This is a genomic window from Companilactobacillus zhachilii, assembly GCF_003606365.2.
Lineage (GTDB): Bacteria > Bacillota > Bacilli > Lactobacillales > Lactobacillaceae > Companilactobacillus > Companilactobacillus zhachilii.
Genome location: NZ_CP031933.2, coordinates 2,487,999 through 2,502,701, shown reverse-complemented (window position 1 = coordinate 2,502,701; position 14,703 = coordinate 2,487,999). Strand labels below are relative to the sequence as shown.

Annotated in this window: 17 protein-coding genes; 11 read left to right on the top strand and 6 right to left on the bottom strand. The window is 35.2% G+C overall.

Features of this window, described 5'->3' with window-relative positions; all coding sequences use genetic code 11:
• Nucleotides 1-32 precede the first annotated feature (32 nt).
• From D1B17_RS11520 to D1B17_RS11500, 5 genes are all read right to left on the bottom strand, one after another.
• Nucleotides 33-1,163 (bottom strand): GGDEF domain-containing protein, encoded by a 1,131-nt coding sequence (locus tag D1B17_RS11520; protein WP_240704412.1) that lies wholly within the window; start codon nt 1,161-1,163, stop codon nt 33-35.
• Nucleotides 1,164-1,273: 110 nt separating this feature from the next.
• On the bottom strand, nt 1,274-2,644 hold the full coding sequence (locus D1B17_RS11515; RefSeq protein WP_120141586.1) for a DHA2 family efflux MFS transporter permease subunit: 1,371 nt from the start codon (nt 2,642-2,644) through the stop codon (nt 1,274-1,276).
• A gap of 78 nt (nt 2,645-2,722) precedes the next feature.
• A complete protein-coding gene (locus D1B17_RS11510; protein ID WP_120141587.1) occupies nt 2,723-3,103 on the bottom strand; it encodes a DUF1093 domain-containing protein in 381 nt (126 codons plus the stop codon).
• Between the two features lie 46 nt (nt 3,104-3,149).
• Complete coding sequence (locus D1B17_RS11505; RefSeq protein WP_120141588.1) at nt 3,150-3,533, bottom strand: YxeA family protein; 384 nt, start codon at nt 3,531-3,533, stop codon at nt 3,150-3,152.
• 258 nt (nt 3,534-3,791) lie between these two features.
• A complete protein-coding gene (locus D1B17_RS11500; protein ID WP_120141589.1) occupies nt 3,792-4,172 on the bottom strand; it encodes a winged helix-turn-helix transcriptional regulator in 381 nt (126 codons plus the stop codon).
• A 132-nt stretch (nt 4,173-4,304) separates the two neighbouring features.
• Here D1B17_RS11500 and D1B17_RS11495 point away from each other — a divergent pair, with 132 nt between their 5' ends.
• From D1B17_RS11495 to D1B17_RS11470, 6 genes are all read left to right on the top strand, one after another.
• Nucleotides 4,305-4,592 carry a hypothetical protein gene (locus D1B17_RS11495; RefSeq protein ID WP_120141590.1) on the top strand — a complete coding sequence of 96 codons (288 nt, stop codon included), beginning with the start codon at nt 4,305-4,307 and terminating at the stop codon, nt 4,590-4,592.
• A gap of 561 nt (nt 4,593-5,153) precedes the next feature.
• A complete protein-coding gene (locus D1B17_RS11490; protein ID WP_120141591.1) occupies nt 5,154-6,341 on the top strand; it encodes an MFS transporter in 1,188 nt (395 codons plus the stop codon).
• Nucleotides 6,342-6,434: 93 nt separating this feature from the next.
• Complete coding sequence (locus D1B17_RS11485) at nt 6,435-7,274, top strand: SDR family oxidoreductase (RefSeq protein WP_120141592.1); 840 nt, start codon at nt 6,435-6,437, stop codon at nt 7,272-7,274.
• An 11-nt stretch (nt 7,275-7,285) separates the two neighbouring features.
• On the top strand, nt 7,286-7,678 hold the full coding sequence (locus D1B17_RS11480) for a MerR family transcriptional regulator (RefSeq protein WP_120141593.1): 393 nt from the start codon (nt 7,286-7,288) through the stop codon (nt 7,676-7,678).
• Nucleotides 7,679-7,815: 137 nt separating this feature from the next.
• Nucleotides 7,816-8,862 (top strand): NAD(P)-dependent alcohol dehydrogenase, encoded by a 1,047-nt coding sequence (locus tag D1B17_RS11475; protein ID WP_120141594.1) that lies wholly within the window; start codon nt 7,816-7,818, stop codon nt 8,860-8,862.
• 32 nt (nt 8,863-8,894) lie between these two features.
• Nucleotides 8,895-9,653, top strand: a complete 759-nt coding sequence (locus D1B17_RS11470; protein ID WP_120141595.1) for a carboxymuconolactone decarboxylase family protein — start codon at nt 8,895-8,897, stop codon at nt 9,651-9,653.
• 232 nt (nt 9,654-9,885) lie between these two features.
• Here the strand turns inward: D1B17_RS11470 and D1B17_RS11465 are convergent, their stop codons facing one another.
• The gene (locus D1B17_RS11465) at nt 9,886-10,746 is read right to left on the bottom strand and encodes a LysR family transcriptional regulator (RefSeq protein ID WP_120141596.1); all 861 of its coding nucleotides are present in this window, start codon (nt 10,744-10,746) and stop codon (nt 9,886-9,888) included.
• A gap of 120 nt (nt 10,747-10,866) precedes the next feature.
• On the opposite strand from D1B17_RS11465, the gene D1B17_RS11460 reads away from it, so the two are divergent.
• The 5 genes from D1B17_RS11460 to D1B17_RS11440 all read left to right on the top strand — a co-directional run bounded on the left by D1B17_RS11460 (nt 10,867) and on the right by D1B17_RS11440 (nt 14,694).
• Nucleotides 10,867-11,724 (top strand): aldo/keto reductase, encoded by an 858-nt coding sequence (locus D1B17_RS11460; protein ID WP_120141597.1) that lies wholly within the window; start codon nt 10,867-10,869, stop codon nt 11,722-11,724.
• 64 nt (nt 11,725-11,788) lie between these two features.
• The gene (locus D1B17_RS11455) at nt 11,789-12,436 is read left to right on the top strand and encodes an NAD(P)H-binding protein (protein ID WP_120141598.1); all 648 of its coding nucleotides are present in this window, start codon (nt 11,789-11,791) and stop codon (nt 12,434-12,436) included.
• Between the two features lie 148 nt (nt 12,437-12,584).
• A complete protein-coding gene (locus D1B17_RS11450) occupies nt 12,585-12,944 on the top strand; it encodes a cyclophilin-like fold protein (RefSeq protein WP_120141599.1) in 360 nt (119 codons plus the stop codon).
• A gap of 19 nt (nt 12,945-12,963) precedes the next feature.
• A complete protein-coding gene (locus tag D1B17_RS11445) occupies nt 12,964-13,521 on the top strand; it encodes a DapH/DapD/GlmU-related protein (RefSeq protein WP_120141600.1) in 558 nt (185 codons plus the stop codon).
• A 321-nt stretch (nt 13,522-13,842) separates the two neighbouring features.
• The gene (locus D1B17_RS11440; RefSeq protein WP_120141601.1) at nt 13,843-14,694 is read left to right on the top strand and encodes a GRP family sugar transporter; all 852 of its coding nucleotides are present in this window, start codon (nt 13,843-13,845) and stop codon (nt 14,692-14,694) included.
• Nucleotides 14,695-14,703: the final 9 nt, after the last annotated feature.

Below are 14,703 nucleotides of genomic sequence, written 5' to 3'. Positions count from 1 at the left end.
TTTAAGGTAAAAAAAGTTATGTCAAAGACAATCTAATTAACGGTGATTTCTTTTCTCCCGTTACGTTTGGAATGATACAGAGCCTCATCAACGCGGGAATAGAAGTCATTGATTGAAATTTCATCCTTCTTCATTTGTGAAACTCCCATTGAAACTGTTAAATTGATTTTCTTACCATCGAATGTTGTCTGCGAATGATTAATGGCTGAAAAGATTTCTTCAACAATGTTTTGGGTGGCACCTAGCTCATAGTTAGGAAAAATGATATTGAATTCTTCGCCACCGGTTCGGTAGAGTTTGATTTTACGATCGTTGTTATCGATCACAGTTTGGACAATTTTCACGACATTTTGGAGTACGGCATCACCTGCTAAATGTCCGTAAGTATCATTAATACTTTTGAAATGGTCGATATCAAACATCAGCATAGTAAATTGAATATCAGAAGTTTTAACTTGTCTGAAAATGTCGCGTAAATCAATATCAAAAGCATCGTAATTATATGCGGAGGTTAATTTATCGTGGGTAGCATCCCGGAAGAGTGCAGTTCTTGATTCTATATCGGTAAATAACATTGCAATATAACCGAAAGTAAATATTTCCAGAACAGCTAAGGATAAAATTTCTTTACCAAAAACGAGGTAACTAAGATTGAATTTTATTTTAGCAAAAAACCAATAAGCTGCCCCGAAGAACAAACTTGCAAAGATGTACTGTAAATATGGAAATTTTTTATCAGTGTTAACTTTGATCCGATTAAGTGTGTAGAAAAATCCAATCAAAATAAGTCCCAAGCACCATGATTCCCAGCTCTTAATAGCCGAATTGAAAATCATAAAAGATAGCACGATTGGTGCAAACAAATGAAATTTAAAAGGAACGTTTAAAATAACAGTATAAAAAATAACGGCCACTAACTGAAAGTTAATAAAAGTCCATGACGGAGCTCGACCACGAACAGAACTTTGTAAAATGAATAAATTTACTAAAATATAAATAATTCCTAAAATAGCCCGGAGGGTGTATTCGTCAAAATTTACATCTTTGATTGTTAATACTTTTTTTAGACCGGCAAAAGCTACTTGAAAGACAATGAAAACACCCATGATGAAAAAGAGACTTGTAATCAATGAAGCTTTGCCGATAACATAACTAGTTAACAAACTTATCCCCCAATCGTTTAAGTTATTTTTCCTATGACTAGTATAATTGTAAAACATTAAAAAATTAATAGGGAAGTAAACAAAAAGTCCCATTTTTCTGGGACTTTTCGTTAATCTATATCAGGTCGATGTAATTTGAAGGTTAATGATAGAGCAATTAGTAAAAATGCCAAACAAGCTAGAAATCCTGCTTGAATACCAACGGCTTGATTAGTGGTGCTACCGGTAATAATTTTGTCTGCCATTGTAATAACAGCAATGATGATGGCTGTTCCAAATGATGCCGCTATTTGACGGAGGGTGTTAAACGTTGCTACTCCATCAGAAAGGTACTTTTTAGGTAAGGCACTTAAAGCATGCGTTTGAATAGGAATCAGGATTAAGACGAGTCCTAATTGCCGAATCATTTGTCCCAGTGTCAACATCAATACAGAGGCGTTAACATCAATCACAGCTTGCATGAAAGTACCAAAACAGTCAATCAAAACACCAGTTAGAACAATTCGTTTAACAGGATATCTATCAAATAGTCGACCGCTGACGGGTGACATAAAGCCAGTTAAAACAGCACCAGGTAGCAGCGCCAGACCAGAGATCAAAGGACTTTTGTGAAGAATCATCTGAATCATTAGTGGCAATAAAATTGTATTGCCGTACATGGTTAATACAATCAACATATTGATGGTTGTCGCAAAGGTAAACTGGGAGTGCATAAAGATTTCAAAGTTAATGATTGGTTTGGTCGATTTGTTTTCCATAATTGAAAAAATGACAATTAAAATTAATCCGATAACGGTGAATCCCAAAACTTTAAATGTGAAAAAGTTTGTTTGACCAATATTTGAAAAACCACTTAGTAGGAACAATAGTCCCAAACTGATAGTAATTAAGCTGGGAACGTCAAATTTAGGATTGTCGTGGGTTGCGATTTGAGGTAGTTGAAAAATTGCTAGCAAAACAACGGCAATAATAAATGGCAAGATTAAAATGAATAAGTATTGCCATGGAAAATACTGTAAGATGACTCCTGACAGCGTTGGGCCAATAATAGGGGAGAAATTAAAGGCCAAGCCAATAATTCCCATAACGGCCCCTTGTTTGCTTTTTGTGGTATATTGCATTGCCAAAACATTGACTAATGGCATCATCATACCGGTACCAATAGCTTGAATCATTCGACCAATAATAACCATGATGAACGTATTGGCTATAGCACCTAAGAAGGTCCCGACTAAGAAAATAGAACTGAAAATGATAAACAAATGTCTAAAAGAAAATTTCTTTATAAAATAGGCACTAGTTGGAATCATGATGGCGTTGACTAGGGTATAACCATTAGTTAACCATTGGACGGCAGAAGAACTGACATTAAAAACCCGCATAAACGTTGGTAGGGCAGTGTTCATTAATGTTGAACATAAGACACCAAAAAAGGTCCCAAAGACCATAATAAAAAGTGATTTTTTAATTTGTTTCGACATGCTGAGTACTCCTAACTAAAAAGTAGTAACTTATTAAGTTTAGTTATCAAAGTTAGGATGGTCAACACGTCGCCTTGGTTAATTCATGAAAAGACGATAGAGTTTGAAAGGTAAGTCGTCCGGATTTATGACTTGATATCCTTTGACATAGCTACCTTTAGTATCAAGTTTCAGCAATTGACCGTCGTCTAAATCATCATTAGAGTGTACATCAATCTCGTGCCAGTGACCCTGACGGTCGTAAGCATCAGCGTAAAAAGTGTAGCTGCCGTCGTTTTCTTTGTTCGCATCATCATAATCGACTTGGATGAATTTAGGATCACGTTTGGCTAACAAATTGTATCGGTTGAAAGATTGAGCAAATTCTGTATTTTTATCTTTTAAGTAGGAACCAGCCATATAGTAGCCCAATCCGAGGACAACTAGTCCCATAAATAAAACGTTAATAATTTTTTTCATGATTTTTCTCCAAATTGTATAAAAAAAGAGCCTTATCGGCCCCAGATTATAGATTTAATTTAGTATAAACATCGCTAGGCATATCTTTTTTAAAGACTTCTTTGTATGAATAAACATAGCTGCCTTTAGTATCAAGTTTTAGGTAGTGACCTTGTTTCAACTTACCCATGCCCATGAACTTTATAGGATGCTCATTACCATTGTCATCATAACTTTTAAGATCATATGTATAATTACCATAACCATCTTCGTCTTTGGCCTCTTTATTATCAATTTTGACGTATTTTGCCTCACGCTTTACTAGAACATTGTAGGCGTTGAAAGCCTGTGCTGATTGGCTTGTGCTGTCCTTAACTGTGAAACAGACTGCAAAATACCCGATTGCTAAAACTGCGATACCCAACAAAAAAACTCTTAAAAAACTTCTCATTTGAATTACCTCCTGACAAGTATATTAAGAGTTTTGTTGTTTTTTATACATTTGATCTACTTACATTATTCTTACAGATTTGTAAGTCGGCTGTTTACCACCAATCAAAGTTAAGTGTATAGTCTACAATTCTGTTGAATAAGTGTGCTAATAGTTTCATCATGACTAACACCTCCAACAATGCGAACTTTATTTCTATCTATATTATAAGCTTTATTGAAAGCGCTATCAATAATTGAACCTTTTTTCTAATGTTTTCTACAAATCGAATTTACAGTTTGGGCGGCCGCAGCCACAGCAAACTTGTTCAGACTCAGGGTTATACTTTTGTGTCCATTGGCATATATTTTTTAGAATAGGTAGTGCTTCGATACCCTTCCTAGTTAAATCATATTCAACTCTAACTGGTATTTCATTGAATTGTGTGCGACTTATGATTTTGTAATCAGTTAATTCCTTTAGAGTTAAAGCTAGGACAGCATCAGTTATTCCGTCTAGTTCTTTCTTTAAGGCAGTGTATCTCAAACTACCATTATTAGATAAACAACAAATGATTCTAGTCTTCCATTTACCATCAAAAGCTGCCAGTCCTTTTTCTAAAGGACTTCGAAAATCGTTTTCCATTTTGTGTTCGTACATATTCAACTCTTCCTTTAAGTATTGATACATCAATAACTCATAAATTTATGAGTAACTAATAAATTTGCTAAGGTCTTCATATTATAAATACTATCTCTTAAAATTATACTTGAAAACAAGGAGGAGTTACTAATGAGTGTTCAAGCATATTTACAAATCACAATGGTTGTTGACGATAAAAATCGTTCTGCTGCCGCAAAGGTGTACAACGACTACCGCAAACCTTTCTTAGATACTATTCCCGGAGCATTAACAAAGGACTTATTAGTTAGAGATGAAGATGTTCAAGTATTACACGGCTTTGACAGTGTCGAACATGCTAAAGCATACTTGGATAGCGAATTGTTTACGACTAAGGTGTTCCCCGGATTAAAACCCCTATGGAATGGAAATCCAGACGTTAGAGTGTACGGATTGTAAACTATTCGAATAAAATTTCAATCTTTCTCGATTAGAAATTGTTATAAAAAAATCAACCATTCGAAAATTTTCCGAATGGTTGATTTTTTGGATCTAATGGTGCAAAACTACCGGTACGTTTGGAATCGTATTCTAGGAAGTATGTATCAACGTTTTTCTTGTTCAAAGAGGTTGTCAGCAATTAAGACTGCGTATATCTTATCAATATTAATTATATTTCATCGAGAAAAAATGAATTTTCAAACAACATAAGATAGACTTTTTATAGAAAATACCGGTTCTTTCTCTAATTTAAAAATGGATTAGGAAATCTGTCACATTTTTGAAAATAAGGTTCACGAAGCCAAGAAGCATAGGCTTCGTGAACCTTATTTTTTCTGTAAAAGTATGTGTAATTAAGTACATTGCTTGCAACGTATACTACCTTGCTCAAGTAGTAATTTTTCTTTTTATAGTTAGAACCTATACTTCTTTACATAGATTAAGGGATGGACAAATGTTCTTTCAGATTTATATGGGTAATAGAATTTTACAGTACATTAGACTAGGAGTTATTTAATTATGCAAAAGGTAAGTAACAGATTAACAAAGTTTTCTATTTTATTAGTTTCGGTGATTACGGCGTCGGCACCAGCTATCAATGCCAATATTCCTGCACTGGCTAGGGCTTTTCCTACGATACCATTGTCACAGGTTGAGTTATTAACAACGATTCCATCATTTTTTCTGATGCTATCTATATTGTTCAGTGGTTGGGTAGCTCAGAAAATTGGTTTGAAGCAAACCGTTATGTTGGGAGTTACAATTACTGCAGTTGCTGGATTGACACCAGTTTTTACTAATAGCTTTGGCTTAATATTGATTTCACGAGCAGCATTTGGCTTGGGTGTTGGTTTATTTAATTCGTTATTAGTAACGATTATAAGTTCCTTCTATGGTGGGCAAGAGCGGTCAAAATTAATTGGTTTTCAAAGTATTTTCGAAGGCTTGGGCGGTGTTTTGGTAACATTTATCGCCGGTCAATTAATGAATCTAGGATGGCATGCATCGTTTTGGGCTTACTTGATTACTATTCCCGCACTAGTTTTCTTTATGCTATTTGTTCCTAAGATACCAACAGTGAAAAATAACGTTGAAACTGAGAAAGATTTGCCCAAAGTACCATTGTTTAATGGAAGATTAATTAGTCTATTGATTTTGACATTTATAGTTGTGTCACTTTACATGATTATGGGTATCAAGGTACCAACGTTGATGGTCAATAGTGGCTATGGGACGACAACTTCTGCCAGTTACGTCATTTTGGCTTTGAGCTTGGGTTCTATGACTGGTGGAGCAATTTTCGGTAAATTATATGATTTGGTAAAAAATTATGTGATTGTGTTTGGGTTCGGTTCTTTGGCCATAGCAATGGCACTGATTGCTTTGTCAAATACAACGGTATTGACCATTCTAGGTGGCTTTTTAACTGGATTAGGTTTCAGACTCTATATTCCTTGGGCTTTGAATATCGTTAATATGGGTGGAAAAGGAAACCCTTGGGCAACTTCGTTTATTTTGATGTCATACAATTTAGCTGGATCCTTGGCACCTTACACAGCGTTGTTATTACAGTCAGTATTTAAAATAAAACAATTGCGTAGTATTTTCTGGATGAATACCATCGCTTACTTAATTATTGCTGTCATGGTTGTCCTACTTCTGGTAGGATTCAAAAGATTCCATAGGCGGACACTTGATGAAGTGTAAAAAAGTTAGTAAAAACTCTTGCCTTGAAGTTACTGCAAGGGCATAAAATGATTTTGCAATCGAGATTTAAGTAAATAAATGGGAGTATATAAAATGACAAAAAAAACATGGTTAATTACAGGTGTAAGTAGTGGATTTGGGCATGCGCTAACGACCCAACTGTTGGAAAAAGGTGACACAGTTATTGGAACTGTTCGTAATTTTGCAAAGATTCAAGATTTGATTGAACAATATCCGGATACTTTCATTAGTGAAAAGTTGGATGTAACAGATGTTCCGGCAATCCATACTTTAGTAAATAAAGTGGCAAGTGAGCATAAAATTGATGTACTAGTTAATAATGCGGGCTATGGATTATTTGGAGCTGCTGAAGAATTAAGTGATGAGCAAGTAGATAAAATTATTGCAACTGATTTAACTGGTTCGATTCAAATGATTCGTTCAATATTACCTTATATGCGTCAACAAAATAGTGGTCGAATTATTCAAATATCTTCATATGGTGGTCAAGTCGCCTATCCAGGTAATTCAATGTATCATGCTGCAAAGTTTGGTATTGAAGGATTCTGTGAGGCGGTTGCTCAAGAGGTGGCTCAATTTAATATTGGCTTGACGATTGTTGAACCTGGTGGAGCAAGAACTGAATTTAGATATGGCAGTGCCAAAGTAGCTGATCCAATTCCTGCTTATGATGGTCCCACACATGCCTTTATGAAGATGCTTGATCCAGCTAATGGATTAGCACCTGGAGATCCTAAGAGAATGGCTTCCAGAATTATCGAAAGTGCTGACCAAACCCCAGCCCCATTACATATGGTTTTAGGTTCAGAAGCCTTGAAGAACACGATTGAACGTCTTGAAACACGTGTTGCTGAATATAAGAGCGAAACTGAATTGGCTGCTTCAACAGATTTTCCAGTCGATGAAAAGTAAGAGGATTAACTATGAATATCAAAGAAGCTAGTAAACGTGCAGGAGTATCAGCGGCAACCATTCGTTATTATGAAAAGGAATCTTTGATTCCACCGATTGAACGGACTGAAATTGGTAACCGCGATATTGATGAACGAATCTTACGTCGAATTCGTTTTGCAACCCAAATGCGAGCGGCTGGAATGAGTATTGAAAATTTGCGTCATTTTATCGAATTATTTGACGCTGAAGAAGACAATAATAAGGAACAAAAAGAACTTTTACAAGAACAATTAAGTGTTATGGAAGAAAAGCGTGATGATTTACAGGCTGCGATTGACCATCTAAATTACAAACTGAACCATTTTTATGATCATGTTTTGGATACTGAAAAAGAATTACGTGAGATAGAGCGTAAGGATTAAAAACTAATCAATATCAATAATATAGTTCGACAGTTATCTGATATATTGGTTGATTTGATAGCTTTTGGACATACATTCTAACTATATTCGCAGATGTATTATAAATAATTAGGATTTTAAAAAGAGGAAAAAATTAAATGTCAAAAGAAGTAAAAGCATTAGAAGCAAAGACTAAAGGTGATTTTGCATCCTTTAATCAAACTGTGATTGAACGCCGTGATTTGCATCCTGATGACGTTGCCATCGATATTAAATATTGTGGTATTTGTCATAGTGATGTCAGCATGGTTCAGTGGCAAGGTGCACATTTTCCAATGGTACCTGGTCATGAAATTTCTGGAATCGTCTCCGCGGTTGGTAAGAATGTTAAAAACTTCAAACCTGGAGACCGTGTCGGTGTGGGGTGTTTCGTTAATTCTTGTGGTAAGTGTGCTGCTTGCAAGGCTGGACAAGAACAATTTTGTGAAAAGGGTACTGTGATTGTCTTTGATTCAAAAGATTATGATGGAACCATTACACAAGGTGGATATTCACAAGCTATCGTTGTTAAAGACCACTTTGTACTACATATTCCTGATGAATTGTCATTAGCTGATGCTGCGCCACTATTATGTGCTGGTATTACAACATATAACCCTTTGAAACAATATAATATTGGTAAAGGTAGCAAAGTTGCTGTTATCGGATTAGGTGGTTTAGGTCACATCGCCGTTCAATTTGCTGCCAAAATGGGTGCTGATGTCACTGTCTTTGGTCACTCAGAAAGCAAGCGTGATGAAGCTGAAAAGTTTGGTGCAAGTAGTTATGAAATTCTAAAGGATCCTGAAGATTTCCAGCCTCTAGTTGGTCAATTTGATTTTATTTTGAATACGGTGGCGGTTAATTTGGATTTGAATAATTATATGCCATTATTGAAATTCAACGGGGTATTTTGTTATGTGGGAATTCCTAGTGATGAAATTCATTTTAACTTATTCTCAATTTTTGGTAATCAGGCTAACTTGACTGCTTCAAATGTTGGCGGCATTGCTATGACTCAAGAAATGTTGAACTTTGCAGCTGAAAATGATGTGAAACCTCAAATTGAAATGATTGGAATCGCTGATGTACCAGAAGCTTATCAAAACATTCTTGATAGTAAAGTTCACTATCGTTACGTCATTGATATGTCGACCTTGAAATAAAATTTATCAATTAATATGAGGGAGTTATTAATATGCCAAATAAAAATGCACAACAAAATCATGATGTGATGTTTCCTAATCATGTCTCAACTTTAAAGAAGACTGATCCAGAGTTTATTGATATTTTTGACAATTTTGCGTTTGACGAGGTTTTGCAACACATCCAAATTGAGACAAAGTTACGTTTGAAGGTAACTCTAGCCTCATTGATTGCGATGCAATGTCTCAATGAATACAAAGCAATGTTGACGGCAGCACTTAATGTTGGAGTAACACCAGTTGAAATTAAGGAGATTGTTTATCAAGCCGTTCCATACGTTGGCTTAGGGAAAGTCTTTGATTTCTTAAATGGTACTAATGAAGTGTTTGCCGAAAAGGGTATTTCAGTGCCACTCGAACCCCAAAGTACTACAACGCCCGATTCAAGAATGGACGAGGGTTTAAAGACAGTTCGCCGTATTGTCGGTGGGACAGTTGATAATATGCTGACGAATGCACCAGAAAATCAGAAGCATTTTGCAACCTTCTTAGCTGATAACTGTTTTGGTGACTTTTATACCCGTAACGGGTTGGACGATAAGACTCGAGAGTTATTAACATTTGCAATGTTAGTTTCGATGGGTGGGGCCGATCCACAGGTAAAAGGACATATTGCTGCTAATAAAAACGTGGGTAATGACAAGCAAAAGTTAATCGATACGATTACAGTTTTATTACCATTCATTGGATATCCACGGACGTTAACTGCATTGAATTTGTTGAATGAAGTTATTCCTGAAGATAAGGATTAAGTATATTGGAAACAATAACAAAAGTTATCCAGTAATTCAGATGAAAGATAAAAAACGACGAGAGTGGAACAAAATAGGTTCATTCGAGCATTAAGGCAAATGGCGCCAGTAATCTGATTTTGGATTACTGGCGCCATTTGTTTTAAGCGGAAAAAGCTATGTTTTGTCCCAAGCTTGTCTTTTGATTTTTAGCTCCCCCAGGATACTCAAGATTCTTAAAGAAAATAACAACCTATTTCCAAGTTTTTGAAATGAGTTTTATCAAAGGAGTAACTTTAGATTTTTGGCTCTTTAAATAGGAAACATAAAAGTCCATTTTACTAGCATCATCACTGATTGGTATTTTTACACGGTCATCGTCTTGGGCAGGTAAATGATCACTGCTTTTGGAAATGTTGGTACTGAAATAAGGGAAGTTAGAATATTGTGTAATTTCCTGAAAAGCATCATATTGTTCCTGATATAAAAATTTAGCATCGGGAATATTATCTTGAATAATTTGTTTCCAAATACCGATATCGCTGATGACAATAAAACTCATTCCCTTTAATTCTTTAAATTTTACGGAATTCTTGTTGGCTAGGTAAGTGAATTTATCTAGGTTAACTGACAACTGCTCACTACCGATAAAACGAGATTCAATTGAATCAGTCATGATTTCTTTGTCACTCAAAATTGCAGAAAAGCTTCGGTTCTCTAAGTTTCCAATAATGTCACTTTGTTGTAGTAAACCATCGTTAACTACAACGTTATCAGGAATGTCAGTTGTTGAATGTAGCATGATTATTGGACCAGGAGCAACAGAACCAACCTTTATAGTAGTGTGACTAGCTTCATAGGCCTGGATTGTCTGAATAAAACTGCGGTTTTGGTTCAGAACCTTTTGTGCCTCCTTAGCTGCTAAGATTCCCGTTTTGGTCAAGTAAATGTGGTTTGGTTGACGATCAAATATTTTAACATTCAATTCATCCTCAAGCTTTTGCATACCACGGGTTACGGTTGGTTGTGTCACCATCAATTTCTCAGCCGTAGCTGCTAGAGTCCCATATTTGCTAAATGTAACTAATTCCTCAAGTAAATAGTTCTCAATCATAAAATCACCTCATAATACTGCTATACGTCAGGCGTATAGTAGCATGTTTATCTGGTAATTTTCAAGTATCCAGTATCCACATATAATGAACTCATAAATCAAACGTAGAGGTAAACAAATATGGATACAGTTAAATTAAACAATGGAATTGAAATGCCACAATTAGGATTTGGGGTTTTCCAAGTAACCGATTTAGCACAATGCGAACAAGCAGTTGTTGATGCAATTGATTCAGGTTACCGATTGATTGATACAGCTGCAGCTTATCAAAATGAATCCGCTGTTGGCCGTGCTATTAAACGTAGTGGAATTGATCGTAAGGAATTATTCATTACATCAAAACTTTGGGTATCAGATGCTAACTATGAGCGAGCAAAGAAAGGTATCGAAACTTCATTAAATAATCTTGGAGTTGACTACCTAGACCTATACTTATTGCATCAACCATATGGGGATGTATCTGGTGCATGGCGTGCTTTAGAAGAAGCTTACAAAGCTGGAAAGATTCGTGCTATTGGCGTTTCTAATTTTTATGCTGACCAATTGAAGAATTTGGAATTATCAAATGAAATTAAGCCAGTAATTAATCAAATTGAAGTTAGTCCTTGGTATCAACAAAATTCAGAAGTTGAATTTAATCAGAGTGAAGATGTTCGGGTCGAAGCTTGGGCACCATTTGCTGAAGGTAAACATGACATTTTCACTAACGAAACCATTAAAGAAATTGCTGACAAATATAACAAATCTAATGGTCAAGTTATTTTAAGATGGTTACTCCAACGTGGAATTGTCGTAATTCCAAAGTCAGTTCACAAGAATCGTATGGAAGAAAATATTAACGTCTTTGATTTCAAGTTAACTGATGATGATATGAATGTTATGAATAGTCTTGATAAAGGTGAGAGTCAATTCTTTGATCATCGTGATCCTGTAACAATCGAACAAATTTTTGGAACAAGTTTGGCTCAATTAAAGTAATAATGAAGAAAAGTATGCAATGTTGAAGTTGTATTTTAAATTAAAAATAATTGGAGAGATAAAAATGAAAAAAGTTTTAGTACTAGGTGCAAATGGACAAATCGCAAGAATCGTTGAAGATCGAATTTTAAAAGAACAACCAGATGTTGAATTGACACTATTTTTACGTAATAGCAGTCGTTTAGCTGAACTGGACTCAAACAAGAACGTTACTTTGATTGATGGTGACGTCAATAATTTTGAAGCAGTTAATAATGCAATGAAAGGTCAGGATATTGTTTATATTTCATTTGTTGACCATGATGATAACAACGTAATGACTAAGAACGTTGTTAAGGCTATGAAGGAAAATAATGTTGAACGTGTTATTGAATCAAGTTTGTTGGGTCTATATAACGAAGTTCCTGGCGAATATGGTCGTTGGAATTACAGCCAGGTTAAATGGGGCTTGGATGCGGCAATTAATGCCGATAAGTTACTTGAAGAATCAGGTTTAGTATATACAACCTTGCGTTTCCCATGGTTGAATGATCGTGACGAAGTTAAATATACAATCACACATAAGAATGAACAGTACCTTGGAGTTTCTGGATCTCGTCAAAGCATGGCAGATGTAATCGTGAAAATCGTTGCTGACCCAGATTATTTGAAGAATGATTCAGTTGGTATCGCTGATGCTGACACGCAAGGTGAAAACAGACCAGTTTATTAGATCAAAGAATTATGCATGATAAATTTGAGTTGAAATAAAATGAAAAATCCACGTTACGAAACTGTAATTTGTTTTTGGTTAAAGTGGCTAAGATTTTTTAATGCTTGAGAGAACTAGTAATAATAAAAAATCTTGAGGATAAAATATTATGAAGAAAATAAGTATTGAAGTTCAAGGCAAATTATATTTAGCCGAATTAGAAGAGTCAAAAGTTTCAAATGAAATCCAAGAACAGTTACCTTTAAATTTAAAGTTAAACCGAAGCGGTTCAAATGAGTATTATAATTCTTTGCCTAAAAGTATCAAAGCTACAGCGAATGGAACTAGTCACGTCCAACCAGGATATATTTATTACTTTGCGGGAAGTAACGCTTTTTCATTAAATTTTGCAGATTTAAATATTTCACCGTATTCAGTTATTGAAATTGGACGGATTGTCGATTCCTCGCTGATTGAAGTATTAATTAATGGTCCTGAAACAATAGACATTAAAATTACGTTGTTATAGTAATAAGAGGAAAATAATTATGAGTGTATTTGAAAAATTACGTGATGGACAATCATATGATATTCGTGATAAGCAATACCAAAAAGAGGTACATGGCGAAATTGATCGATGTAACGATATTTGTTTCGATATTAATACCACAAAACCTAGTAATAAGAGAAAAATATTAAAACTTGAAAATGAATTGCTGAATAATCAAATGAATGATGGAACATTTTTTACTCCACCAATGTATATTGATTGTGCTAATCGTGTATTTCTTGGAAAAAATGTATATGCAAACCACAATCTTACCATGATGTCCGTTGGAACAATTACCATCGATGATGGAGTAATGATGGGACCAGGGGTCGGATTATTTACTGATAATCATGAGCCAAAAAATATTAGAACAATTAGTACAAAAGAGATTCACATTAAAAAGAATGCCTGGTTGGGTGCACGCGTAAATGTTGCTCCTGGAGTCACCATTGGTGAAAATTCGATAATTGGAACCGGTGCAGTGGTTACAAAGGATATCCCGGATAATGCTGTCGCAGTCGGTGTACCAGCGAAGGTTATTAAATATATCAAATAAAGCAAAACGAGTTTTAGTACAAAACTAATATTGTCTTTAAATATGCAGCATAAATGTGGAACAAAAAAGCTTTTTCCGCTTAAAACAAACAGCCCCAGCAATCCAAAATAGGATTGCTGGGGCTGTTTGACTTAATACTTGAAAGCAGAACATGTTTTGTCTTACTTTCTATATTCTTGATTTTGAGCAAATATTCTCGAATCTGAAGCTATACATTTCACGTATACTACCATGTGTATCTAGTAATTTTTTTATGTAAGAAACGGCTCTATACTATGTTCATCGCTTGAGAGAGATATAAAAAACATGGAAGTGTAAATGATGAATATTGTATTAATGTTATTGCCTGCAATTGCTTGGGGAATCTTACCATTAGCGGTTGCTAGGGTAAATGGGAAACCAATTAATCAAATTTTTGGAACGGCAGTTGGAACCTTGATTGTTAGTATCGTAGTTTTCATGGTCATGAGACCAACAATTTCCATCGCTAGTTTTGTATTAGCAGCTTTGGCCGGTGGCTTTTGGATAATCGGACAGTTAGGCCAATACAACGCTTATCGCTCGATCGGAGTTTCACAAACTATGCCGATTTCAACCGGTTTACAGCTGATTGGAACTGCTTTTATCGGGGTGTTGATATTCGGTGAATGGGCTTCAGTCAATGCTAAAGTCTTTGGAATTATCGGTATTGTACTCTTGATAATTGGCGTTTTTCTCACTGCTAAGAAGGATAAAGGTGAACAAAAGAATACACAGACCGGAACCTTGATTATGTTAGTTCTGACAACGATTGGATTTTTGGTTTATAACTCAATTCCAAGAGCAATGACATCGTCAGGATTGGCAATATTCTTACCAGAATCTGTTGGTATGGTCGTAGCGGTTCTTTTATATATTATCTTTACTCGTCAACCTCAAGTTCTTAGAGATAAAACAAGTTGGCAAAGTTTAATGGCTGGATTTATTTTTTCTATTGCAGCAATTACTTATATTTTGTCGGTAAGAGACAATGGTGTTAATTCAGCTTTCGTCGTTTCACAGTTATCAGTTGTTTTATCAACAATCGGTGGCATGATTTTTCTACATGAAAAGAAGAGTCGTCACGAATTAACATTGACTATCATTGGCTTAGTTTTAATCGTCAGTGGAGCCATCATTACAACAATTTTTTAAAAAACAAAT

Bases quoted from the DNA above. Each gene is read 5' to 3' on its own strand.
- D1B17_RS11515 (WP_120141586.1), bottom strand. From the start codon at position 2,644: ATGTCGAAACAAATTAAAAAATCACTTTTTATTATGGTCTTTGGGACC.
- D1B17_RS11510 (WP_120141587.1), bottom strand. From the start codon at position 3,103: ATGAAAAAAATTATTAACGTTTTATTTATGGGACTAGTTGTCCTCGGA.
- D1B17_RS11505 (WP_120141588.1), bottom strand. From the start codon at position 3,533: ATGAGAAGTTTTTTAAGAGTTTTTTTGTTGGGTATCGCAGTTTTAGCA.
- D1B17_RS11500 (WP_120141589.1), bottom strand. From the start codon at position 4,172: ATGTACGAACACAAAATGGAAAACGATTTTCGAAGTCCTTTAGAAAAA.
- D1B17_RS11495 (WP_120141590.1), top strand. From the start codon at position 4,305: ATGAGTGTTCAAGCATATTTACAAATCACAATGGTTGTTGACGATAAA.
- D1B17_RS11490 (WP_120141591.1), top strand. From the start codon at position 5,154: ATGCAAAAGGTAAGTAACAGATTAACAAAGTTTTCTATTTTATTAGTT.
- D1B17_RS11485 (WP_120141592.1), top strand. From the start codon at position 6,435: ATGACAAAAAAAACATGGTTAATTACAGGTGTAAGTAGTGGATTTGGG.
- D1B17_RS11480 (WP_120141593.1), top strand. From the start codon at position 7,286: ATGAATATCAAAGAAGCTAGTAAACGTGCAGGAGTATCAGCGGCAACC.
- D1B17_RS11475 (WP_120141594.1), top strand. From the start codon at position 7,816: ATGTCAAAAGAAGTAAAAGCATTAGAAGCAAAGACTAAAGGTGATTTT.
- D1B17_RS11470 (WP_120141595.1), top strand. From the start codon at position 8,895: ATGCCAAATAAAAATGCACAACAAAATCATGATGTGATGTTTCCTAAT.
- D1B17_RS11465 (WP_120141596.1), bottom strand. From the start codon at position 10,746: ATGATTGAGAACTATTTACTTGAGGAATTAGTTACATTTAGCAAATAT.
- D1B17_RS11460 (WP_120141597.1), top strand. From the start codon at position 10,867: ATGGATACAGTTAAATTAAACAATGGAATTGAAATGCCACAATTAGGA.
- D1B17_RS11455 (WP_120141598.1), top strand. From the start codon at position 11,789: ATGAAAAAAGTTTTAGTACTAGGTGCAAATGGACAAATCGCAAGAATC.
- D1B17_RS11450 (WP_120141599.1), top strand. From the start codon at position 12,585: ATGAAGAAAATAAGTATTGAAGTTCAAGGCAAATTATATTTAGCCGAA.
- D1B17_RS11445 (WP_120141600.1), top strand. From the start codon at position 12,964: ATGAGTGTATTTGAAAAATTACGTGATGGACAATCATATGATATTCGT.
- D1B17_RS11440 (WP_120141601.1), top strand. From the start codon at position 13,843: ATGAATATTGTATTAATGTTATTGCCTGCAATTGCTTGGGGAATCTTA.